This window comes from Desulfofundulus thermobenzoicus (genome assembly GCF_009428905.1).
Classification (GTDB): domain Bacteria; phylum Bacillota; class Desulfotomaculia; order Desulfotomaculales; family Desulfovirgulaceae; genus Desulfofundulus_A; species Desulfofundulus_A thermobenzoicus.
In genome coordinates this window covers 1-22500 of record NZ_WHYR01000058.1, presented here as the reverse complement: position 1 = coordinate 22500, position 22500 = coordinate 1, and the positions used below count along the sequence as shown (strand labels likewise).

Annotated in this window: 23 protein-coding genes, 2 tRNA genes and 1 pseudogene; 2 read left to right on the top strand and 24 right to left on the bottom strand. The window is 58.3% G+C overall.

What is annotated here, in order from left to right; all coding sequences use genetic code 11:
* Positions 1-110: 110 nt before the first annotated feature.
* From GFC01_RS15725 to GFC01_RS15700, 7 genes and pseudogenes are all read right to left on the bottom strand, one after another.
* A complete protein-coding gene (locus GFC01_RS15725) occupies positions 111-377 on the bottom strand; it encodes an SDR family NAD(P)-dependent oxidoreductase (RefSeq protein WP_152948113.1) in 267 nt (88 codons plus the stop codon).
* A gap of 18 nt (positions 378-395) precedes the next feature.
* On the bottom strand, positions 396-878 hold the full coding sequence (locus GFC01_RS20250) for a CZB domain-containing protein (protein WP_423244405.1): 483 nt from the start codon (positions 876-878) through the stop codon (positions 396-398).
* Positions 876-1310, bottom strand: a pseudogene (locus GFC01_RS20245) (methyl-accepting chemotaxis protein); the annotation flags it as partial. The pseudogene GFC01_RS20245 and the gene GFC01_RS20250, both read right to left, overlap by 3 nt.
* A gap of 633 nt (positions 1311-1943) precedes the next feature.
* The gene (locus tag GFC01_RS15715; protein ID WP_152948111.1) at positions 1944-2213 is read right to left on the bottom strand and encodes a hypothetical protein; all 270 of its coding nucleotides are present in this window, start codon (positions 2211-2213) and stop codon (positions 1944-1946) included.
* Between the two features lie 15 nt (positions 2214-2228).
* Entirely contained in the window at positions 2229-2414 is a 186-nt protein-coding gene (locus tag GFC01_RS15710; protein WP_152948110.1) for a hypothetical protein, read from the bottom strand.
* 237 nt (positions 2415-2651) lie between these two features.
* A complete protein-coding gene (locus GFC01_RS15705; RefSeq protein WP_152948109.1) occupies positions 2652-3395 on the bottom strand; it encodes a hypothetical protein in 744 nt (247 codons plus the stop codon).
* Between the two features lie 621 nt (positions 3396-4016).
* Positions 4017-4691: a PspA/IM30 family protein gene (locus GFC01_RS15700; protein ID WP_152948108.1), complete on the bottom strand. Its 675-nt coding sequence runs from the start codon at positions 4689-4691 to the stop codon at positions 4017-4019.
* 429 nt (positions 4692-5120) lie between these two features.
* Between GFC01_RS15700 and asnB the strand changes: the two genes are divergently transcribed.
* Positions 5121-6965, top strand: a complete 1845-nt coding sequence (gene asnB / locus GFC01_RS15695) for an asparagine synthase (glutamine-hydrolyzing) (protein WP_152948107.1) — start codon at positions 5121-5123, stop codon at positions 6963-6965.
* A gap of 74 nt (positions 6966-7039) precedes the next feature.
* On the opposite strand, the gene GFC01_RS15690 is transcribed toward asnB, so the two are convergent.
* The 4 genes from GFC01_RS15690 to GFC01_RS15675 all read right to left on the bottom strand — a co-directional run bounded on the left by GFC01_RS15690 (position 7040) and on the right by GFC01_RS15675 (position 10307).
* A tRNA-Glu gene (locus GFC01_RS15690) sits at positions 7040-7115 on the bottom strand.
* Positions 7116-7223: 108 nt separating this feature from the next.
* A tRNA-Lys gene (locus tag GFC01_RS15685) sits at positions 7224-7299 on the bottom strand.
* A gap of 325 nt (positions 7300-7624) precedes the next feature.
* A complete protein-coding gene (locus tag GFC01_RS15680; RefSeq protein ID WP_152948115.1) occupies positions 7625-8908 on the bottom strand; it encodes an adenylosuccinate synthase in 1284 nt (427 codons plus the stop codon).
* 7 nt (positions 8909-8915) lie between these two features.
* Complete coding sequence (locus tag GFC01_RS15675; RefSeq protein ID WP_152948106.1) at positions 8916-10307, bottom strand: NAD(P)/FAD-dependent oxidoreductase; 1392 nt, start codon at positions 10305-10307, stop codon at positions 8916-8918.
* A gap of 280 nt (positions 10308-10587) precedes the next feature.
* On the opposite strand from GFC01_RS15675, the gene GFC01_RS15670 reads away from it, so the two are divergent.
* Positions 10588-11904, top strand: coding sequence for a methyl-accepting chemotaxis protein (locus GFC01_RS15670; protein WP_152948105.1), 1317 nt, complete (start codon positions 10588-10590; stop codon positions 11902-11904).
* A gap of 107 nt (positions 11905-12011) precedes the next feature.
* On the opposite strand, the gene dnaB is transcribed toward GFC01_RS15670, so the two are convergent.
* From dnaB to GFC01_RS15605, 13 genes are all read right to left on the bottom strand, one after another.
* Positions 12012-13349 (bottom strand): replicative DNA helicase, encoded by a 1338-nt coding sequence (gene dnaB / locus GFC01_RS15665; RefSeq protein WP_152948104.1) that lies wholly within the window; start codon positions 13347-13349, stop codon positions 12012-12014.
* 17 nt (positions 13350-13366) lie between these two features.
* Positions 13367-15304, bottom strand: coding sequence for a Lon family ATP-dependent protease (gene lonC, locus GFC01_RS15660; RefSeq protein WP_152948103.1), 1938 nt, complete (start codon positions 15302-15304; stop codon positions 13367-13369).
* Positions 15305-15412: 108 nt separating this feature from the next.
* The gene (rplI, locus tag GFC01_RS15655) at positions 15413-15871 is read right to left on the bottom strand and encodes a 50S ribosomal protein L9 (protein ID WP_341474042.1); all 459 of its coding nucleotides are present in this window, start codon (positions 15869-15871) and stop codon (positions 15413-15415) included.
* Positions 15868-16848, bottom strand: coding sequence for a YybS family protein (locus GFC01_RS15650; protein ID WP_194174988.1), 981 nt, complete (start codon positions 16846-16848; stop codon positions 15868-15870). Before GFC01_RS15650 ends, rplI begins: the two co-directional genes overlap by 4 nt.
* A 9-nt stretch (positions 16849-16857) precedes the next feature.
* Complete coding sequence (locus GFC01_RS15645; RefSeq protein ID WP_152948101.1) at positions 16858-17175, bottom strand: MazG-like family protein; 318 nt, start codon at positions 17173-17175, stop codon at positions 16858-16860.
* 169 nt (positions 17176-17344) lie between these two features.
* Positions 17345-17578 (bottom strand): 30S ribosomal protein S18, encoded by a 234-nt coding sequence (gene rpsR, locus GFC01_RS15640; RefSeq protein ID WP_152948100.1) that lies wholly within the window; start codon positions 17576-17578, stop codon positions 17345-17347.
* 76 nt (positions 17579-17654) lie between these two features.
* Positions 17655-18077, bottom strand: a complete 423-nt coding sequence (locus GFC01_RS15635) for a single-stranded DNA-binding protein (RefSeq protein ID WP_152948099.1) — start codon at positions 18075-18077, stop codon at positions 17655-17657.
* Positions 18078-18268: 191 nt separating this feature from the next.
* Positions 18269-18574 carry a 30S ribosomal protein S6 gene (rpsF, locus tag GFC01_RS15630; RefSeq protein WP_152948098.1) on the bottom strand — a complete coding sequence of 102 codons (306 nt, stop codon included), beginning with the start codon at positions 18572-18574 and terminating at the stop codon, positions 18269-18271.
* A gap of 115 nt (positions 18575-18689) precedes the next feature.
* Entirely contained in the window at positions 18690-18902 is a 213-nt protein-coding gene (locus GFC01_RS15625) for a DUF951 domain-containing protein (protein WP_152948097.1), read from the bottom strand.
* Complete coding sequence (locus GFC01_RS15620; protein ID WP_152948096.1) at positions 18880-19773, bottom strand: mechanosensitive ion channel family protein; 894 nt, start codon at positions 19771-19773, stop codon at positions 18880-18882. The genes GFC01_RS15625 and GFC01_RS15620 overlap by 23 nt, the downstream gene beginning before the upstream one ends.
* 15 nt (positions 19774-19788) lie before the next feature.
* Positions 19789-21186, bottom strand: coding sequence for an aminopeptidase (locus GFC01_RS15615; protein ID WP_194174987.1), 1398 nt, complete (start codon positions 21184-21186; stop codon positions 19789-19791).
* Positions 21187-21303: 117 nt separating this feature from the next.
* Complete coding sequence (locus tag GFC01_RS15610) at positions 21304-21930, bottom strand: CvpA family protein (protein WP_194174986.1); 627 nt, start codon at positions 21928-21930, stop codon at positions 21304-21306.
* 139 nt (positions 21931-22069) lie between these two features.
* Complete coding sequence (locus GFC01_RS15605; protein ID WP_194174985.1) at positions 22070-22477, bottom strand: hypothetical protein; 408 nt, start codon at positions 22475-22477, stop codon at positions 22070-22072.
* Positions 22478-22500 lie beyond the last annotated feature (23 nt).

The window sequence follows — 22500 nt, the reverse complement described above, 5'->3', positions numbered from 1 at the left end:
CATCCTGCAACACTCCCGCAATCACTTCCCGAAACCCCTGCCTGATTTTTTGCCGCTTTGCTGATGGTTAAGAGTTCCATAGTATATTGCAACTGCTTTGTTATGTTTTATCAATATTTGTCGGCCTGTTGGTAGCTGCTGCAAACCTCCGTTCTCGCCACCAGAGCAATAACTTCCGCCGGTTGGCCTACATCGGTGAGGACAAAGGTGGCATCCCCACCGGTTTCAGCAATTAAATCCCTGGTTTGCCGGCCGGCAATGCCGTCCCGGTCGGCCACCACCACCTTTGCCCCGCAGGCGGCATAGGTGCGGGCAATGCACCGGCCAATACCACTGCCCGCGCCGGTGACGATGACCACCCGATCTTTAAAATGCAAAGGACATCACCCCCTTCCTTACTTCATCCCGGCTATCTCCCTTTTCAGCGCCACGAAAAGGCGTAACAAATCCATCGATGCCTGGGCCAGATTTTCCGCCGCCTCCGCAGTGGCCTCCCTGGCCAGTGCCGCCCCGGCCACATGCACCCGGCGGTGGGGTTCGTCTATGGCGCGCCAGGCGGCCAGCTGCCCAAAACGGCTGCCTCCATCGCCGCTATACCATTGACCAAAGGCGCATTCAGTATGATCGGATAATTTAATATTTTTGCCGCTCTGGGCCACGGCATCATTAATGAACCGGGCGTGGTCGTAGAGCCTGGCTGCCAGGGTATGCACCGCCGTATCTTCAGTCAAACCGGCCAGCAGGTCTTCCAGAACCGGCAGGGCGGCCTCCCTGACGCGGGCAGCATTTAATATACAGGCCTCGCCAAAAGCCGTTAATTCCGCCAGGCGCTGGGAAGACAGGGCAAAAGTAGCCGCTGTATCGCTGATCTGGTTCATGGCCCGGGTTATCCCGTCCAGGGCAATGGTTGCAGATTCCATCTGGTCCATACTTTCGCTCAAACTCTCGACGACAGAAGAAACCTTCCCCGCGTACCCGTGAAATGATTCCTTGACCACCTTACTCCTGAGGTTGGCCGCATCGGCAAATTGCCCCATTTCAGAGGCCAGGGACTTTACATTCGCCACGGCGTCCTTGGTCTTTCCGGCCAGTTTGCGTACTTCCTGGGCAACCACGGCAAAGCCCCGGCCCTTTTCACCGGCCCGGGCAGCTTCAATGGCGGCATTTAAGGCCAGCAGGTTGGTCTGATCCGCAATACCCGCCACCTCTTCCCCAATGGCGTTGACCTGCTGAAACCGCTGGCTTACTTCCAACAAATGGGCTCCCACATCTTCTATGCTCTTTGCCACGCCACCTAAAAGCCCTTCCATCTCTGCCATGGCCATGCGGTTTGACCGGACCAGTTCATCAAGATGGTGATGGGCGGCTGCCGCTTCCTCCACCGAAGAATTAACTTCCTCAATGGTGGAGGAAAGCTCCTCGGCACCTGAGGCAAGGATATCCGATTCCCGGGCGGCCCCGTCGGCCTTCAAGCGGCTCCAGAAGGCCAGCAGATCCGTATGGGCCATGATAAAACGGCCCACAGCCAGGCCAAACATCAAGTCGGCCGGATTACAATCCGCTGTCACACCGGTTTTTTTTCTTAACACCATTGCTCATCAGCCCCTTCCCCGACGGCTTTATTTTAAAAGCGCAGCGTTAAAAATCAAGCCATATTAACTTAAAGGTGAAAGGTTTTTCGCATGGAAGTTTGGTACAGGCAAACTCAGATATATGTCAGGCCGTCGAATATTCAAGGGAAAAGGGTGGAGAACGAAGATGAGAGAAACATGCAAGAAAAACGAAGAGGCAAGGATGAGATAACGTTGTATAACATATTTGTGATCTGCATCCATATTCAGGCTTGTTTACCCCCCCCCCCCGATCAGGTGTTCTATCAGGAGAGCGGGTGGCCGAAAACGCCATGAGGCGGTACCCGGGCATTATACCCACCTGCTTTCTGCTCATTTGATCCTGGTATATTTTTCTACATTTTTATCAGCTATCCTTTCCAACTGGAGATTTTTTCTGAAACCACTACCCTGGCAGATTGAGCAAACATTTTTAAAGATCCCGGGCAACTGGCTGCGGCTTACGACCATGGGCGGCGGGGGCGTCAGTTTAGAAACAACAAAAAGTACCGGCTGCCCACCGGTACTTTTGCGCATACACCTTACATAGATATTTAGCCAAAACACAGTGCAGACACCACGTGGCATTTCCGCCAGTTTCAATGAAAACTCAACCCTTTACTTCAATACCGCAATTTCCCGCTGCAAATCGGTATTCACCCAGATGCCGTCGAAACCGTCGGGATCGGGATCGGCCACGGCCACATAGATCCACTTACCCCGCACCTGGGTAACCACACCGTCAAACCCCTGATCCTCCCGGTCCCGGCGGATAAACACCCTTTTACCGTCCAGAAATTCCACGAATAAATCCACCCCCTTTAATTTAAAAGCCGGTTTTAATACGACCGGACAATGATTTTCAGCTAACCCGAACATAAAACCATTGTTGGGATACCGTCCGCCCGGACGGGCAAGGGCATGATAAGCGCACCACAGCGAGCAACACAGCCAGAAAATCCAACCAACTCCAGGTATGGCCCACACGAACCCGCTGAGATCTCCGGAGCAAAAAAAAGCCCGCACATTCGCCATTCCGGCCTATACCCGCCGCAAACGCCTGACCAGCCAGTACACTCCCAGTCCCCCGGCCCCCAGCAACATCAGCCAGGTTAAAATGCGGGGAGCAAAAAAGTGATAGCCCCAGGGAGTATAGTAGTAATTGGGCTGGAAGAGCAGGTGCATCCACCAGGGCAGCCCCCAGTAATAATTGTGGTAATACCAGGGGGGCTGGGGCGGCGAGCCGTAGATGCCCACCGGTGGCCGGCGGGGATAACGGTCGTACTGGGTGTAAGCTGCCCGGTCCCACGTGCCCGTATATGACTGCCTCCCGCTGGTATAACCGGTGCGGTCGGTGGAATAATCCTGCCGGGTGGAGCGCTGGTCCTGATACAGGGTTGGTGGGGTTCCCGTCCGGGGGGTGCTGAAGCTGTCCCGGTTGATGGTATATCCCCGGCCGTAGGAACTGCCGGCCGACGGGGCAGTTTGCGTTGCACCGTTGCCGGCGCCGCCCAGCCCCGTACCCGTAAAGGAACGCCCGCCATCCACGGCGGCAGGGGCGGAGACGGAACTTTTGCTGCCACCGGAACTGGTGAAACTGCGACCCCCGGTGGAAAAACCCTTGCCCGAGGAAAACCCGGCACTGCCGGAAAAGCTGGATCGCCCACCGGAGGAAAAACCCCCTCGCCCCCCTTTAGCCAGGGCGGGACCCACTGCCGCCACCAACACCAGAATCAGGGCCAGCAGCAGGGCCATGGCACCCCGGGACGTTAATTTTTTAATCATTGTTCACCTCCCGCGGAAAAAACCGCAACCAGCCGGGCACTGTTCCATTGTTGTTTATTTCCGAATGTAAATGTTCGGTCGACCCCCTTTGATGTAATGCATATGGTTACACATTATTAATCACACCAGATGCCATTGAGTGCCGGGCTTAATCCGCAGCGATCGCGCTGACGGCATTACGGCAAGCAATGGGACCCGGCACTCACTGGTATATCACATCTTCTTAAAACCGGTGGTGGCAATTAAAGTCTCAAACAACAGGAGTATAGAATTGTTCAGGTGGGTGCCGGGCGACGCTGCAAAGGGGCATGGCAGTGGCACCTGTCCAGCAACTTTTGATTGAGCAATTCACCTCATCCACCGCAATGTTTCAATGCCGCTGGTTTAAGCGCCCGGCACTCACCAGTTCTCCCAATCTTTGCAGTGCCAATTACCGGATAGCAAAGAACAAATGACGAAGAACAATAAACTATTCGGTGAGTGCCGGGTCACCCCCGGCTCAAGGGGTGCTGTCATCACCACCCCGCCAGTCGTTCACCCTGGACAACTTGGCACCCTGCCGATGCTGGCGATTTTGCCGAACTGTTACCGCTTACTCCCGCACCTGGGCGACCCACCCGCTTATTCTTTCCGGCCCAGCTCCGCCTTTAAGCGGGCCAGCTCATCCTCCACCGCCTGCTTGCCGGCCTCTTCCTTCAGCCGGGCAAATTCGTCTTCCACCGAATTGCTCAAGGAAACGCGGCTGGCCTGGGCTTCGGCCTCCAAACGGTCCACCTTGTCCCGCATGCGGTCAAAATCGGCCAGGGCACTGCCGCCGGCCACTTCCTGCACCGCTTCATTGGCTTCTTTCATGGCCCTGGCCCTGCGCTGGCGGATGACTAGCTGATCCCGCTCGGCCCGGGCCTTGTTCAGTTTTTCCTCCAGCAAACGGTAATTTTCCCGCAACTCGGCCACGGCCTTTTGCTGCTCGGCCAGCTGGGACTGGTAACTTTCCAGGCTGGCCTGGGCCACCTGCTTGCGTTCCAGGGCCGTACGGGCCAGGTCATCCCGCCCCTGCTGCACCGCCACCCGGGCCTGGGTGGACCAGGATTCTATTTCCTTACCGGCAGCTTCTATTTTTTGCTTCAGCATGAGCTCATCGGCCACCGCCCGGTTCACCTGGATGTTGAATTCCTTCAGCTCCCGGGTGGCCCGCTCAATATACAGGTTGAGCATTTTTTCCGGATCTTCGGCTCTGGAGATCAGGTCGGACAAATTGGCTTCCAGTAAATCTTTTAATCGTTTAAACAGCCCCATGGTTTAATCTCTCCTCACTATTTTTTGTGATCCCGGCCGGGCTCCCACCGGAGGAGGTTGTTTTCACCGCCGCCGGATTAGTTTGATCATACCGGGAATATGACAAAAAAACAAGGGTCTCCACAGGTCCCGGCAACCTGCCCGGCACCATCAAAGCTGGCGGCTGCAGGGTGGGACACCCGACCCCAGGCAGACGTGGCGTAGCTTCACCGGGCGCGTCCTTGCAAAAATATGGTGAGAACTGTTACCACTCTCCCCGGCACACCTGTAAATTTTCCGGCATAATATAACTCCGGATAAGATATGACACCGGGCCGGGCAAAGGCGCCCCCTGCAGTGCACCAGAGCTGTTCAGGCGGGCGCCTTTGCTATTCAGGCCGGCGGGTGTATTCCAGCCTCTATATGGCAATACCGGGAGGGATAAGTCAAATGTGTGGCATTACCGGATGGGTGGACTGGAACCGGGATCTTACCCATCAGCGCCCCGTTCTGGAGAAAATGTGCGCTACCCTGGCCCGCCGCGGACCAGATGCTGAGGGCCTGTGGCTGTCACCCCGGGCCGCCCTGGGTCACCGCCGCCTGGTGGTGGTGGACCCCGCCGGCGGGGGGCAGCCCATGATCCGCCGGAAAGGGGAAAACACGTATGTAATGGTCTATAACGGGGAGCTGTACAATACCCCCGACCTCAGGCGCGAGCTGGAGGCCCGGGGCTACCGCTTCCAGGGCCACTCGGATACGGAAGTGCTGCTGACGGCTTTTATGGAGTGGGACAAAGATTGTGTGAAACGGTTAAACGGCATCTTTGCCTTTGCCGCCTGGGATGAGACCCGCCAATGCCTCTTCCTGGCCCGGGACAGGCTGGGGGTAAAGCCCCTGTTCTACATGCAAAGGGGTGGATTCCTCCTCTTTGGTTCCGAACTGAAGGCCCTGCTGGCCCACCCGGCGGTGGAGCCGGCGCTGGACGGGGAAGGTCTGGCCGAAATTTTTGTCCTGGGACCGGGGCGCACGCCCGGACACGGCGTTTTCCAGGGGGTGAAAGAACTAAAACCCGGCCACTGCCTGGTTTACGACCGCCGGGGCACCCGGGTGTACCGCTACTGGCAGCTGGAAAGCCGCCCCCACACCGACGACCTATCCACCACCGCCGCCACGGTGGGCTGGCTCCTGGAGGATACCGTCCGGCGCCAGCTGGTGGCCGACGTGCCGGTATGCACCTTGCTTTCGGGGGGGCTGGACTCCAGCGCCATTACGGCTTTTGCCTCCGCCGCCTTCCGGCGGGACGGCCTGGAACCGCTGCGCACCTATTCGGTGGACTATGATGGCAACGAACATTACTTTAAGCCCAATTCCTTTGAAAGCAGTTCCGATGCCCTCTGGGTGGGAGAGATTTCCCGTTTTTTAGGCACGGAACACCAGGTTGTGCTCATCAACAACTCCCGGCTGGCGGAAGCCCTTATGGATGTCGTACGGGCGCGGGATCTGCCCGGCATGGCCGATATCGACTCTTCCCTGCTGCTGTTCTGCCGGGAGGTGAAAAAGGAAGCCACTGTGGCCCTGTCCGGCGAATGCGCCGACGAAATTTTCGGCGGTTACCCCTGGTTTCACCGGACGGAAGCCATCCGGGCAAACACCTTTCCCTGGGCGCTGAACCTCAAGGAGCGCACCCGCCTGCTTTCCCCGCAGCTGCTGGACGTAATCCGTCCGGAAGAATACGTGGCCAGGCGCTACCGGGAAACCCTGGATGAGGTGCCGCACCTGCCCGGCGAGGAAAGGGGAGAAGCCCGGATGCGGGAAATGCTGTACCTGACCATGCAGTGGTTCATGGCCACCCTGCTGGACCGCAAGGACCGCATGAGCATGGCCAACGGGCTGGAGGTACGGGTGCCCTTCTGCGATCACCGCCTGGTGGAATACGCCTGGAACATACCCTGGGAGATGAAAACCTGCGGCAGGATGGAAAAGGGTATTTTACGCCGGGCGCTGGCCGGGCTGCTGCCGGAGACTGTCCTGTACCGGCGCAAAACGCCCTATCCCAAAACCCACCACCCGGCCTACCTGGAAGCGGTTCGCCGCCAGATCCTGGAGATCCTGGACGACCCAGCGGCACCCATCCGGCCGTTTATCAACGTGGGAGCCGTGCGCCTTTTTGCCTGCCAGGAGGCAGAATCCATGGGCATGCCCTGGTACGGCCAGTTGATGCGGGGACCCCAGTTGCTGGCCTACCTGATCCAGGTAAACACCTGGCTTAAGGAATACCGGGTGAGGGTGCTCTGACCGGTAAAACACGATATGTCATTCAAAACATAAGAGATAAACTAAGAACCCTGTGCCATCAGGCACAGGGCAACTGGTGACCCCAGCGGGATTCGAACCCGCGTTACCGCCGTGAAAGGGCGGTGTCTTAAGCCACTTGACCATGGGGCCACATGAGATGTGAGAAATGAGATGTGGGATGTGAGATTTCCTGTTGGCTTTGGCTTTGCCAAAGCCTTCTTAATCTCACTTCCAACCTCGCACCTCTCACCTCTTACCTGGTGAGCCATGGAGGACTCGAACCTCCGACACCCTGATTAAAAGTCAGGTGCTCTACCATCTGAGCTAATGGCCCATAAAAGCGCGTCACCGCTAAATATATTACTATAAGCCGGCCTTCCCTGTCAATATACAATTTAACCCGTGTCGCCGACCCGTGAGATTGTCACCCTGTAAACAGTTTCTGGCATAAGTCACCATGATAAAAGGAGACCTTATCTTGAGCGCAAAGAAAGCAAAAGGAGCACCGGTGATGGAGCAGATTCCCACCGGCATAAACAGCCGGCGGGCTTCCCAAATTCCCAGTTCCCGTGAACGCCCGTTACCCACCACAGGACTCCCGGGCGGCGGTATCCTGCCGGGCCACCGCCGCCGGCTATCCATAAAAATACATCTGTCCCCTAAAATACCTCCCGGGTGACAATGGTTTCCTCCCGCCCCGGACCGACGCCGATAATGGCCACGGGCACGCCCACCAGCTGGCTGATCCGCTCCAGATACTGGCGGGCATTGAGGGGCAGTTCATGATAACTGCGGGCCTGGCTTATATCCTCCCGCCAGCCGGGCAATTCCTCGTAAACCGGCTCGCAACCGGCCAGCACCTTGAGGGTGTCCGGAAATTCGGTCAAATATTCACCCCGGTAACGGTAAGCCGTGCAGAGGCGCAGGGTATCCAGACCGGTAAGCACATCCAGTTTGGTCACGGCCAGGTAATCCAGCCCGTTGATCCGGGCTGCATAACGCCCCACCACGGCGTCAAACCAGCCGCAGCGCCGGGGACGCCCGGTGGTGGTGCCAAACTCACCCCCCCGGGTACGCATATGTTCTCCCACGGAATCCTTTAGCTCCGTGGGGAAGGGCCCTTCACCGACCCGGGTGACATAGGCCTTGGCCACACCCATCACCCGGTGGATGCGGGTGGGACCGATGCCCGCCCCCAGACAGGCCCCGGCCGCCACCGGGTGGGAGGAAGTAACGTAGGGATAGGTGCCGTGATCCACGTCCAGCAGGGTGCCCTGGGCTCCCTCAAAAAGCACCCGCCTGCCCTGGTCAATGGCCCCGTTGATGATCACCGATATGTCGGCCACATAGGGCTTCAAGCGGCGGCCGTATTCCCGGTATGTTTCCAGCACCTGCCCGTAATCAAAGCCGTCGGTATGGAAAACATTCCTTAAAAGCTGGTTCTTTTCCCCCAGATTGCGCTCCAGGAGGACGGCAAACTCCTCTTCGTCCACCAGTTCGGCCATGCGAATGCCCACCCGGGATGTTTTATCGGTATAGGCCGGCCCGATGCCCCGGCAGGTGGTGCCTATGCGCCCCGGCCCCTTTTTTTCTTCCTCGCACCGGTCCAGACGGCGGTGATAGGGCAGGATGACATGGGCCCTGGAGCTGATGCGCAGCCCGGCGATCTGCCCCACCCGGCCCTGCAGCCGATCCATTTCCTCCAGGAGCACTTCCGGGTCCACCACCACCCCATTGCCAATGATACATAGTTTATCCCGGTAGAGAATCCCGGAAGGCAGCAGGTGCAGCTTGAACTGCTGGCCGCCGGCGACCACCGTGTGACCGGCATTATTGCCACCCTGGTAGCGCACAATCAGATCCGCCTTTTCCGCCAGAAAATCCGTTACCTTTCCCTTCCCCTCGTCACCCCATTGGGCGCCAACCAGCACCAGCGTCGACATGCTCAATTTATACCCCCTCTTTGAGGATCTCCCGCGCCACCAGCACCCCGGAACCCGAGGCCTGGGCCAGGCCCCTGGTCACCCCGGCGCCGTCACCGGCGGCATACAGGTTTTTCACCTGTGTCTGCAACCCGCTGGTCAGGGCCAGGCGGCAGGAGTAAAATTTTACCTCCACCCCGTATAAAAGGGTATACCGGGAATAAACCCCCGGCGCCACCTCATCCAGGGCCTTCAACATTTCCACAATGGCCACCAGATGCCGGTAGGGAAAAACCAAACTTAAATCACCGGGCGTGGCTTTGGTCAGGGTGGGCACGGTGAGGCATTTGGCCATTCTCTCTGCAGTGCTTCTCCGTCCGGCCAGGAGGTCACCCAGCCGCTGCACGATTACCCCGCCGCCCAGCAGGTTGGCCAGGCTGGCGATATAGTTGCCGTAAGCGATGGGCTCTTTAAAGGGTTCGGTAAAGGTTTTGCTCACCAGAACCGCAAAGTTGGTATTGGCGGTTTTCCGGTAGGCATGGGTATGCCCGTTTACCGTTACCAAACCTTCGTTATTCTCCATTACCACTTCGCCGTAGGGATTCATACAGAAAGTACGCACCCTGTCGTCAAAGGAGCGGGAGTAATAGATAAATTTGGCCTCATAAAAAACCCGGGTCAGGGGTTCCATGACCGCCGCCGGCAATTCCACCCGCACGCCGATATCCACCGGGTTGATGGCCGTGCGCAATCCCAACCGGCGGGCCTCCCCCAAGAGCCACTGGGCCCCCTCCCGCCCCGGGGCCATCACCACATAGGGGGCCTGGATGTGTTCCCCGTCGTAGGTAGTTATTCCCCGCACTTCATTATTTTCTACCACCACGGAGCTTACCGGTGAAAGGGTGCGCACCTCCACCCCCCGGGCCAGCAGGTAATCCTTCATGCGCTGCAGAATTTCCTGGCAGCGGCCCGTTCCCAGATGGCGTATGGCCACCGGAATCAGCTTCAGCTCGGCCTGGGCCGCCCGGTGCTGAAACTCCTCTATGGCTTCCCGGTGTTCCAGGCCGTAAACCCGGTCCGGGGCACCGAATTCCCGGTAAATACCGTCCACATAATCAATCAGCCGGTTCAGTTCCTCTTCGCCAATATATTCCTCCAGACTGCCCCCGATTTCCGTGGACAGGGTCAGCTTACCATCGCTGAAGGCACCGGCCCCGCCCCAGCCACAGATGGTGGAGCAGGGATTGCAGTTGAAACAAGCGCTGCTTTTTTCCCGGGAGGGGCAGCGGCGCTGTTCCAGATCCCGCCCCTTTTCCAGCATCAAAATTTTGAGCCCCGGTTTACTCTTTACCAGTTCCAGGGCGGTAAATATGCCGGCGGGTCCTGCTCCGACAATAATAATATCATATTTTTGGTTCATGTTCATCCCTCCCCGAAACATCGGCGGCCATGTTCAATAATTCACCACCCTGGGGACAAAAAGAAAGCCCTGCGGGCGGCCAGGTCCGGAAAAATCTTCATTGATACCACCACAAACGAAAAGATTCTAACAAAATACCATGGCGGCTGTCAATATCATTATAATTGGCGCTGCAGGAAATGTTAACATAAATTTAACATTATATTTAACCTTTTCTGGTTGCATTAATGGGAGTTATTTATAATAATAAGTAGTATCATAAATAAAGGGGTGTGGGCCTTTGCTGTTCGGCAAGCATAAAGGGGCCGGCCGTCCGCTGGTCACTGAAAAAATAATCAACCAGGCTTTGCGTGGTCTGGCTTTTTCCTTCTTTGCCACTTCCTATGCGGAACTTTATACCTTCCGTACTGAAAACCGGGTGGCGGACATCAGCAAACGGATGGACAACCTGGCTGCGGCGGCCCAGGAACTGTCCGCCACCATTCAGGAGATGGCCGGGTCCATCCAGACGGCCACCGATGAGCAGAACCTGGTCAGCAGCAGTGTCAACGCAGGCAGTAAGGCCCTGGAAACGGCACTGGAAAAAATAGCCGGGACCGAGGGCAGTATCTCCCGCCTGGCCGAGGTGGTCCGGGACCTGGCCCGCCGGGTGGAACATATCGAGCAGGCCGTGACGGTAATCACCGACATCACCGACCAGACCCACCTGCTGGCTTTAAACGCCTCCATTGAAGCGGCCCGGGCCGGCGACGCCGGGCGGGGTTTTGCCGTGGTGGCCGGAGAAATCCGCAACCTGGCCGAGCGCACCCGCCATTCGGCCGACGAGATTATGCAGGCCGTATCCCAGTTGAAAGGCGGCATGCACCAGACGGCGGCCACCATGGAAGAAAGCACCGGGGCGGTGCTGGAGGGACTGCAGCTGGCCCGGGGTATCGCCGAACCCTTCAACCGGATCGAAACCAGCACCAATACCGTAACCCGTCTAATGCATGATTTAAGCGCCTCCTCCCAGCAGCAGGCCGCCGTAACCCAGGAAGTGGCCGCCAGCGTTTCCAGCGTGGCCGCCAACACAAATTTTGCCGGCGAACTGGCCCGGGAAAGCCGGGAGCAGTCCGATTTTGCGGAACAGGTGCTGGGGCAGTCCTGGTCCTACCTGTTCACCCAACTGGCAGGAAGCGACACCGGCCTGCCCGGCTTCCTGGCCCAGCGGGTGGTGGATCACGCCCGCTGGATTGCCGGCGTTATAAAGGCCCTGCGGGGTGAGGAAGCGGCTGCCGTCCTGGCCGATCACCGGAGCTGCCATTTTGGCCGCTGGTACTATGGAGAAGGCCTGCGCCTGGGCCAGGAGATGGGTCGGGAAGTGCAGGAAATTCTGGCCGCCCTGGAAGAACCCCACCGGCAGGTGCACCAGTGCGGCCTGCAGGCCCTGGAAAGCCACCGCCGGCAGCTGGGCAACGAAACCTACGAGCACATCAACTGTCTGACAAAGTCATCCCGGGAGATCATCCGCCTGATGATGGAACTGATTGACCGGATCATCGCCCTGCAGGAGGGACAAAATAAGGCCCCCATACGACCCGCGGCCGGCGTGCATTAAAGCCGTTCCGCTAAAACGGCTGCTCATACGCCGGCGGCGAAAAAGCATTGTCCGGCCGACAGCCTGCGAGCATACAGCGAGATTATCGAACATTTACTTATAACAGGTTATTGCTCTGGCGCTTCTTCCCTGGCCAGGTTCATAAAGCGGGTGAACTCTTTCAGGAAGGCCAGCTCCACCACACCGGTGGGGCCGTTTCTTTGCTTGGCCACTATGATCTCGGCTATGCCCCTTTTTTCCGAATCCGGACGGTAATACTCGTCCCGGTAGATAAACATCACCACATCCGCGTCCTGCTCTAAAGAGCCGCTTTCCCTCAAATCCGACATAATGGGACGTTTGTCCTGGCGCTGTTCCACCGAGCGGCTGAGCTGGGCCAGGGCCAGTACGGGCACGTTTAAATCCTTGGCTATGCCCTTTAAGGAGCGGGAAATCTCCGCAATTTCCTGCTGGCGGTTTTCCGCCCGGCGGCTGCCCTGCATCAGTTGCAGGTAATCCACCACCACCAGGCCCAGGCCCGTTTCCGACTGCAGCCGCCGGGCCTTGGCCCGCAGCTGGCGCGGGGACAGGATGGCCGAGTCGTCAATATATAGAGGAGCTTTGGCCAGGCGGGCGGCCGCTTCGGTCAGGCGCACCCAATCTTCATCCTGCAGGTAACCGCTGCGCACCCTTTGCTGGTCCACCATGGCCTCGGCGCACAGGACCCGCTGCACCAGCTGTGCCCGGGACATTTCCAGGCTGAAAACGGCCACCGGCTGCTGGTGCTGCAGGGCCACCTGGTGGGCGATGGTCAATCCCAGGCTGGTTTTACCCATGGCCGGTCGCCCGGCCACAATGATTAAATCACCCGGCTGAAAACCGCAGAGCAGGCGATCCAGATCGGCAAAACCGCTGGCTATGCCGCTGATGTGCCCTTTCTGACGGTAGCGCTCCTCGATAAAGGCAAAAATCTGGTTCAGGATATCCCTGATATGGGTGAAAAAGCCGGTGGAGCGGCGGGCGGCCAGTTCCAGGATCATCCTCTCCGCCTCGTCCATCAGCCTTTCCACATCTTCGCCGCCTTCATACCCCCGGGCGGCAATCCGCTCGGCCACCTGCACCAGGCTGCGCAGGATGGCCTTTTCCTCCACCAGGCGGGCGTGCTCCTCCACGTTGGCGGCCGTGGGCACCAGGGCCGCCAGGGAAGCCACGTATGTGGCCCCGCCGATGAGCTCCAGGGTTCCCTGATCCCGCAGGTAGCTGGTCACCGTCAGCAAATCCACCGGCCGTCCCGCTTCCTCCAGGGAAAGGATGGCTTCGTAAATCTTGCGGTGGGCTTCCAGATAGAAATCTTCGGGACGCAAAGTGCGGGCCACCCGGGGTATGGCTTCCCGGTCGATAAAGAGCGCCCCCAGGACCGACTGCTCCGCATCTATATTCTGCGGCGCCTGCTTGATCTCACTCATCATGGATCACCCGTCAATCAACTGACCAGTACCCCTTCGTCCGGTGTGGAGAAAACGTAACCGAGCATTTCCTCCACCGTATGCACCGGGATTACTTCGATGCCCTTCAAACCCGCAGGTACGTCGGGCTTGTTTTCGGCCGGGATAATCACCCGGCGCATCCCGGCCTGGCGGGCGCCGTAAATCTTTTCGGCAATGCCTCCCACACCCCGCACCCGTCCCTGAATGGACAGTTCACCGGTAACAGCCACATCCTGGGGTATGCCCCTTTCCTGCAGGGCGCTTAAAATGGCCAGAAAGACGGCCACGCCGGCCGACGGCCCGTCAATGCGCCCACCGCCCACCACGTTGATATGCACGTCATAGTGGGACAGATCTTCCCCCGTCACCTTGCGGATTACCGAAGCGGCGTTGAAAACCGAGTCCCGGGCCATGCTGCCGGCGGTATCGTTAAAGCGTATGCTGCCCTGGCCGCGATTGCCGGCCGGGAAGATCACCGCCTCAATTTCCAGCACGGAACCCACAAAACCCAGCACACCCAGGCCAAAGACCTTGCCCACTTCCCTTTCGGGGCTGGCCGACCGGAGTACATAGGGGCTCAAACGGCTGCTCTGAATCACCTCGTAAATGTCGGAAACGGTTATTCCCTGTTCCCCCACCTGTCCCCCGCCCCGGTAACAGGCCAGGCCGTAGGCATCGGCCAGAATGTTGATGGCCTTGCGCCCTTCGATGGTATACTGACTGATCACCCCGGGCACCGGCGCCTCCAGAACCACCCCCAGCTTTTCAGCGGCCTGACGCACGATCTTTTCAATATCGGCCGGGGTGAGGGGTTCAAAGTAAATTTCCGCACACCGGGAACGGATGGCCGGGTTGATGTCCGCCGGGTCCCGGGTGGTGGCACCGATGAGGATAAAGTCGGCCGGCGCCCCCTCTTCAAAGATTTTGCGCACATACCGGGGCACCGACGAGTCGTGGGGATCATAATAGGAGGACTCAAAATAAACCCGCTTATCCTCCAGCACTTTAAGCAGCTTGTTTTGCAGCAGGGGATCCATTTCTCCGATTTCGTCGATGAACAGAATTCCCCCGTGGGCGTCGGTAACCAGCCCCAGCTTTGGTTCCGGTACCCCTGTTTCGGCCAGATCCCGGCGGGCGCCCTGGTATATGGGATCATGCACCGAACCCAGCAGGGGGTTGGTCACCTCCCGGGGGTCCCAGCGCAATACGGTACCGTTCACTTCCACGAAGGGGGCGTCTTTGGCAAAGGGAGAGCCCTTGATTCCCTTGGCCGTCTCCAGGGCCAGCCGGGCGGCGGTGGTTTTGCCCACACCGGGCGGGCCGTATAGAAGTATGTGCTGGGGGAAGGGGGAGGCCAGCCTGGCCAGCAGGGACTTGACCGCCCTTTCCTGACCCACCAGTTCGTCAAAACTGGACGGCCGCAGTATTTCCATGGCCGAACGGGCCAGTTTCTTCTGATCCAGTTTTTCCAGAATGGCCAGCTTCTTCAAGGTCTGGGCGTTTTCCGGCCCGGCGTTTTCCTTTAAGACCTGCATTTTTATTTCCTTGACGTACTCCTCGTGACGCTGCTGCAATTTTTCATTGATTTTCTTTTCCAGTTCCTCTTCCACGGTACGCCTGGCCAGGGTATCGGCAATTTCTTCTTCAATCTGTTCCAGGATGGCCGGAATCTCCTCGACGGCGGGCACGGTATCCAGGGTGGGATCTTCAAAAACCAGCTTCTGGAGCGCCAGCACCCTTTCCTCCAACCGTTCGGAGCGCATCAGCTGAAGCACGTTCAGCTTCCCGGCCCGCAGCACCAGTTTGTCCGAACCGTAAATACCGGCTACGAGGCCAAAAAGGGCATTGACCTGACGGCGCAGCTGTTCCGCACCTTTGAACCGGGTACCGGCATCTCCCTTGAGCCCCTTAAACTTTTCCAGAAAAACTTTCATGGGCAAACTCCTTTCTACGTGCCTGGTGGACATTCCGGGCTCAAATAACTACATACAAGACCTGGTCTGTCGATGGTGGCTTTTTGCCGGGCAGTGACGTCGCCCCGTTCAGGACGGCTGATTCTCCGGGATCACCGCCACCTTTATCTGTACCTGCACCCGCTGGTGGAGTTTGACCGTTACCGTATGCTCCCCCAGTTGTTTGATGGGCTCTTTCAGGATTATTTTTTTCTTATCCACCCTGATCTGGTGCTGTTGTTCCAGGGCGTCGGCGATATCTTTGCTGCTGACGGCACCGAACAGCCGGCCGCTTTCTCCCGTGCGGGCGCCCAGCCGTACCGTCAGGCCGTCCATGCGGGACGCCAGTTCCCGGGCGCGGGATTCCTCTTCTTCTTTTTTACGCCTTTCCACGGCCAGCTGCCTGGCCTGTTCTTTTATTTTGGCCGGGGTGGCCTCCACCGCCAGCCGCCGGGGCAGCAAAAAATTCCGGGCATAGCCGTCGCTCACCGTCACCACGGCCCCTTTCGCCCCGAGATTCTTTACCTCTTCCAGCAATATGACCTTCACCTGCGACCCCCCTTTTCCTGATCCTTTTGCCCTATTTTACGAATGTTCCATATGGAATCCAGCACGCCCAGGGTAACCAGGGTAACGGTTACAAAGGGCCAGTACAAAACAAGCATGACCAGCAGCAGCAATTTTACCATCCTGGACAGGGGCCAGCGGCCATAATAATATGCGGCTACGGAAAGGCCCTGCACCAGGTAAAGAAAGCCGCTGACGTAAAGAATGTTCTTCCCTGCCGTGGACAACCCCCCATAACCGGGTGTATCGCCGGCAATAACCAGTCCCAGCCCCAGAATCAAACCCCAGAGCATATACCAGGGGTAACGCCAGCGGTTGAAGGGCGGTAAAGCAGCCACCGGGTATCCCATGCGGTGAAATAATCTTTGCGCCGTGGTGTAGGTAATAAAAACCGACACCAGGGACCAGACCACCAGATTGGCCGGCAGAAGGATGCTCACCAGCCGGATACCTTCGTCCATCATATAACGCAGTTCCCGGGCGGCATTGGCATCCACCAGGCCCCGCTCCTGATACCACTGCAGGACCTGTTCCATCACTCCGCGCATCTCGGGGCCCACCACCAGCGGATTAATGCCGGTAAGGCCAAAGGCCACGCCAAAACCGGTTAAGGTTAATAACACGGCTGCCGCCGCGGCCAGGGCCAGGCCGGGTCCGGCCCGCACCTGGTTTTTAAATAACAGGCCCAGCAGAAGGCCCAGCGGGCCGGTTTGAATCACCAGCAGGAGCACCGTTACCGGCCGGCCGGCGAGCATGAACAGCAAAAGTCCGGCCACCACCATGGCCATGGCGCCCGTTTTCAGGTTATGCCGGCGAACGGCCAGGGCCAGGGGCAACGGTGTAAATAAAACGGTGACAAAAAACAGGGGCGGCAGGTATAAACCAAACAGAGCAATGATCACCGTCAGAGCAGCAAAAAAAGCCCCTTCCACCAGGGCCCGTCTCTGGAGGCTGGTCAAAACGGGCAATCACCTCTTTTTTTCCACCAGATGGGCCAGCAGGGCGGATAAGTCCCCGTACCAGCTTTCCATCTCGTGATCCTCTTCAATACCCTGGCGCAGTTTGTTTTCCAGTTTCAGGTCCAGGCGGGTAAAACTGATGCCCAGGCGGCGGCCCAGCACATAACAGGTGATGATAATGCCGCTTAATGATTCCAGCAGCCGTTCCTCGCTCCCCCGCAGCATCCCCTTGAAAAGGGCGGCCAGGGAAGCCAGCAAATCCGCCTTCAGCCATTCAATGACCCGGATGTTTTTGGCTATGTTGGTGTCATGATTCACTGGAAACATGCTCACCCACCCCTTCCCACGCTGTTAATTCGCGGGACGCCCGCCCTTTTCCTGCCTCTTAAACTCGAAGGACTGCTGTTATTTGCTGGCCACCCTGGCAGGACCGGTTGTAAATCAGGACCGGTTGATAAATAACGAAGGGGAACCGGATAGTTCCCCAGGTAAGCTTTTACTCGGCTGTAAATGGCAACAGGGCAATGTTCCTGGCCCTCTTGATGGCCACCGTAAGCATCCGCTGGTGCCGGGCACAGTTGCCCGAGATGCGCCGGGGCAGGATTTTGCCCCGTTCGGTAATATATTTTTTCAGCCGGGGTACATCCTTGTAATCGATGACTTCCATTTTATCCACACAAAAATTGCAGACCCTTTTCTTGCCCCGGCGACCCCGTTCACGTTTGGCCAATTAATTTGTCCCTCCTTTAACCAGTCGTCAGTCGTCAGACGTCGGTCATCGGTATCCATTTTCGTTATAACATTCCCTAAAATGGTATGTCGTCTTCCGTAAAGTTTACCTCACTGAAGCCGGGTTCAGCCACCGTGGAAGTATCCCTGGCAGCAGCCACCGGAGCCTGGCGCTCATCCCGGGGGCGGTCCAGGAAGCGCACCTGATCAGCCACCACTTCCGCGGCTTTACGGCGTATACCCTGGCTGTCGTCGTAGGAACGGATTTGCAAACGTCCCTCCACGGCCACCAGCCGTCCCTTGCCCAGGTACTGGGTACAGGTTTCCGCCTGCTTCTGCCAGACCACAATATCAATAAAATCCGCTTCCCGCTCCCCCTGCTTGTTGGTAAAGGGGCGATCCACCGCCAGGGTGAACCTGGCCACGGCTACGCCCCCGGGGGTGTAACGCAATTCCGGTTCCCTGGTCAGGCGACCGATCAAGATGACTTTATTGAGCATCCCTTACACCGCCTTGGTTTTTTTTAAATAGCCTCAGCCGTGAAACTAAAAGGACACGCCCAAAGAACCATTGATTTTGAGCGGCCCCCGGGCAATACCTGACAATGGCTTGTGCCGGCTGATCCCGGGTGACAATGCGCCTCTTTGGGATATCCGCCGGAAAGCAAAAAATTGTTTTCGGCTTCCCCGGTTCATGATGCAGCGGGCCTTTCGGCCGCCTGGTGCACAATGATGTGCCGCAGCACATAGTCGGTGATCTTGAGCACCCGGTCCACTTCCTGGGCCACCGCCGGCGGGGCGTTGAACTGGAAGATGATATAAACCCCTTCCCGGACGCGGGCAATCTCATAGGCCAGGCGGCGCTTGCCCCACTTTTCGGCCCTGGTGACCTGGCCGCCGTGAGTGGTGATCAGGGTTTTAAACTTTTCGATCGCCTCGGCAATCTTTTCATCCTCCATATCCGGGCGCACAATGAAGAGCAACTCATAGCTGCGCATAAAAACACCTCCTCCCTCTGGACTGCGGCCCTACCCTCTACCGGGGTAGAGCAGGGCGGAAAAGCCATATAACAACTTATAGATTATAGCATAACCGGGGTCAAATGGCAACTATTTAACCCCCGCCGGGATTATTGCCGCCGGCAGCGCTGCTCACCACAGCCCTGACGCTTTTTTCAAACTTCGGCCTGGGCAGCATGACCACCCGTCCACAGGTGGTACATTTCAGGCGAAAGTCCACCCCGGTACGCATTATCTCCCAGGTGTCCCCGCCGCAGGGATGGGGCTTGCGGGTGCGCACCACATCACCAACCTGATACCTGTGCATTTTTTTCACCGCCGCTCATGTTCAGCACCACCGTCCGGGGGTAGGGTATTTCAATGCCTTCCCGGTCGAAGGCATCTTTAATCCGCCGCCGCAGTTCCCGCTCCACATACCACTGCTGCAGGGGTTTTGTGTAGGCCAGTATGCGGATGACCACGTCGGACTGGCCAAAATTGACCACCCCCAGCACTTTGGGCCCCTCGGCAATCACGTCGGCCAGATCCCGGGCCACCTGTTCGCATATTTCCTGCAGTACGGTCATCACCCGCTCCAGGTTTTCCTCGTAGGCCACACCCACGTCCACCAGGGCCTGCAGGTTGCCCCGGCTGTGGTTGGTGACCTGCTTGATCTGGCCGTTGGGCACAATATGGAGCTGTCCGCTGAAATCCCGCAGCCGGGTTACCCGCAGTTCCATATTTTCCACCGTCCCGCTGACCCCGGCAATGGTTATGTAATCCCCCACCGCAAACTGATCCTCCAGGAGGATGAAAAAACCGGTGATCACGTCCCGCACCAGGTTCTGGGCACCAAAACCCACCGCCAGCCCCACCACCCCGGCCCCGGCCAGAATGGCTTCCACCCGCACTCCGAAAAGGTTCAGGACGGTTACCAGGGTAACGAAATAAATGGTGTACTTAAAGCCGCTTTTCAAAAGGGTGCGCAGGGTTTTCACCCGCCGCCCGTTCATGGGACCCAAACGGTCCCGTTCCTGCAAAAACCGGTCTATGGCCGCCCCGCCCAGGCGTAGCAGGGCAAAGGCCAGGAACAGTAAAAGCAGTATTTTTATTGTCGTTCCCAATATGCGCGGCCAGTCAATGGCCAGCGCCTGGGCGATAACGGCCTGGGCGAATACGGTATTAAAGAAACCAGCCAACCGAAATCCCCCCTTTTATGTCCCCAGGAAGGCCCGGTATCCCCGGTAGGCCATGTAAATATCCCCTTTGTGGGCCACTTCGAAGGGAGAGTGCATGCCTAAAAGGGCCACGCCGCAATCCACCACATCCATACCGTGCTGGGCCAGCAAATAGGCGATGGTTCCACCGCCACCCTGGTCCACCTTGCCCAAAAGGCCGCTCTGCCAGATCACACCATTCTGGTTGAACAGGCGGCGCACGTAACCCATAAATTCGGCATGGGCGTCACTGGCTCCTTTTTTTCCCCCGGACCCGGTATACCTGGTCAATACCACCCCGTGCCCCAGGCGGGCCGCGTTCAGCTTATCCATCACTTCCGGGTAATTGGGGTCGAGCCCGGCGTTCACGTCGGCCGAAAGCGCCCGGGAACGGGCCAGGATCCGCCGCAGGCCGAGCTCGCTGTAGCCGGGCAGGCAGCGGGCGGCCAGTTCGGCTACAAAATTGGTGAAAAAGGAGGACTGCATCCCCGTATTGCCCACACTGCCTATCTCCTCCTTATCCATAAAAAGGGCCACCGCCGTGCGGGAAGGGGCCGGCAAATCCAGAATGGCCCTCAAGGCCGAATACACGCTCACCCGGTCGTCCTGCCCGTAGGCACCGATCATGCTGCGGTCCAGACCCAGGTCCCGGGCCGGCCAGGCCGGCACCGCCTCTATTTCAGCGCTGATAAAGTCTTCCTCGGATAAGCCGTATTGCGCCGCCAGGCGTTCCAGAACGGCCTGCCTCACCCTCTCCCGCACCTCTTCGGAACGAACAGGAATGCCTCCCACCAGCAGGTTCAGGGATTCTCCGGAAACAGCCTCGCTCATTTTCTTTTCCATCTGCTCCCTGGCCAGGTGGGGCAGCAGATCGGCAATGGTGAAAACCGGGTCTGATTCCTTTTCCCCGATGACCAGTTCCACCAGCTGTCCGTCCCCCCGCAGGACCACCCCGTGCAGGGCCAGGGGGATGCTGGTCCACTGGTACTTTTTGATCCCGCCGTAATAGTGGGTTTTCAAAAGGGCCAGCCCCGCTTCCTCGTAGAGGGGTTGGGGTTTTAAGTCCAGGCGGGGGCTGTCCCCGTGGGCGCCCACAATATTCAGGCCCCCTTCCAGATTTTCCGTGCCCACCACGGCCAGGGCCATGGCCTTGTGCCGGCTGATGCTGAACACCCTGTCGCCGGGCTTCAATCCCGGGCAATCCTCCAGGTGCACAAAACCCCCCCGCCGGGCCAGGGAAGCAGCCAGGCTTATGGTTTCCCTTTCCGTCTTGGCCCCAGTGATAAACCGGCGGTATTCCTCTGCAAAATCCATGGCCGCCTGTTGTCCCGACGCATCCAGTTTGGTCCAGACCGCCGGACGGTCATGCTGATCCTTGGACAGGTTACCGGTCAATTTCCGTCACTCTCCCGCTTTAATTTGCCTTCCTGAACCTATTATCCCCGGAATATAATGCCCGGCGGGCATTTTCCGGGGGGAAATTTCTGGTATTATTTTTTTATAAACCCCTCCCTATATGGACTTACCCGGACCGGTAATATCCCTGAAAACACCGGTGGCCGGGACATTGGCGGGTAATGTGAGCTTCAACGCGCCCGTGGCGACCTCAATCAAGGGACGGGCCAGGCTGGAACCCGCCACCGCCCGGTCCAGCCACGGCGGTAAAACCCTTGCCCCGCCGCCTCCGGTTGGGGTAAGGGCCGTCAGCAGGACCAGTAAAATAACCACCATGGCCAGCCCCCTGACCGCCCCCAGCAATACCCCGCCGGCCCTGTCCACGGGGCCCAGGAAACTGAACCGGGCTGCCCGGGCGGCCATTTGTCCCGTCAGGCATACCAGCTGTGAAACCAGCAGCAGAATCAGGATAAAAGCCAGAATCTCCAGCACACCCCGGGCGATTAATTTTTCCCAGGCCGGCAGATTGAAGCCGGCGGGTATTCCTCCGGTGGGAGCGGTCAACCTTTCCCGGATCCACTGCTCCAGGGGCCACTGCCCGCTCAAATAGCCGGCCAGGGCGGTGTGATAGCGCATGGCTGCGGCCAGGCCCAGAAAAAGGCCGGTCAGGCGGGCCAGACCGGCCACCAGCCCCGTTTCCAAACCGCGCCAGGCCGACCAGGCAATGATCAGTATAATCAGCACATCCAGCCAGTTCAGACCAACCCCCCCTGTTCCGCACTTTTATTTTATTATAATACTTTTTCCATGATCTGTTTTCGAGGGCCAAAGGGTCAAATCCTTCTTCGAAAGGTAGACATCTGCCGGACGCCGGTCACCGGGTTCAAAAAAAATGATACCGGGTAATCCATTTCAACCGGAAGGGCGCCAGCAGGAGGGCCACCAAAATGATCAGGCCGGCGTACCCGAAAAGAGGGTAAAGCAGCTGTACCAGGCGGGAAAAATCCATTTTCGCCAGGGGAAGGGCACAGATAATGGTGGCCAGGCCCACTGCCCGGTAGCGCCACCCCCCGCCCGGCGCCAGGCGGCTGGCGAAACCATGGGCGTCGGCTATGGCCGTGGTGAGAATGGCCAGCCAGATCAAACCACCCAGGGCATGACGCCACGTTTCCCCCAGAAAGCCGGCAATCAGCAAAATGGGTACCTGATACCCGGTAATCTGTGGATAGTGGGCCAGACCGGCCAGGGTGATCAGGCCGGCCGTGGCCCCCAGCACCTGTCTCTTATACAAATCTCCGAGCCCACGCGACTAGC

Coding starts and splice junctions, on each gene's coding strand:
- lonC (WP_152948103.1), bottom strand. CDS start 15,304: ATGAAAGTTTTTCTGGAAAAGTTTAAGGGGCTCAAGGGAGATGCCGGT.
- GFC01_RS15635 (WP_152948099.1), bottom strand. CDS start 18,077: ATGCTCAATAAAGTCATCTTGATCGGTCGCCTGACCAGGGAACCGGAA.
- rpsF (WP_152948098.1), bottom strand. CDS start 18,574: ATGCGCAGCTATGAGTTGCTCTTCATTGTGCGCCCGGATATGGAGGAT.
- GFC01_RS15700 (WP_152948108.1), bottom strand. CDS start 4,691: ATGGGGCTGTTTAAACGATTAAAAGATTTACTGGAAGCCAATTTGTCC.
- GFC01_RS15625 (WP_152948097.1), bottom strand. CDS start 18,902: ATGCACAGGTATCAGGTTGGTGATGTGGTGCGCACCCGCAAGCCCCAT.
- GFC01_RS15675 (WP_152948106.1), bottom strand. CDS start 10,307: ATGAACCAAAAATATGATATTATTATTGTCGGAGCAGGACCCGCCGGC.
- GFC01_RS20250 (WP_423244405.1), bottom strand. CDS start 878: ATGAACCAGATCAGCGATACAGCGGCTACTTTTGCCCTGTCTTCCCAG.
- asnB (WP_152948107.1), top strand. CDS start 5,121: ATGTGTGGCATTACCGGATGGGTGGACTGGAACCGGGATCTTACCCAT.
- GFC01_RS15645 (WP_152948101.1), bottom strand. CDS start 17,175: ATGTTTCCAGTGAATCATGACACCAACATAGCCAAAAACATCCGGGTC.
- GFC01_RS15680 (WP_152948115.1), bottom strand. CDS start 8,908: ATGTCGACGCTGGTGCTGGTTGGCGCCCAATGGGGTGACGAGGGGAAG.
- dnaB (WP_152948104.1), bottom strand. CDS start 13,349: ATGAGTGAGATCAAGCAGGCGCCGCAGAATATAGATGCGGAGCAGTCG.
- GFC01_RS15705 (WP_152948109.1), bottom strand. CDS start 3,395: ATGATTAAAAAATTAACGTCCCGGGGTGCCATGGCCCTGCTGCTGGCC.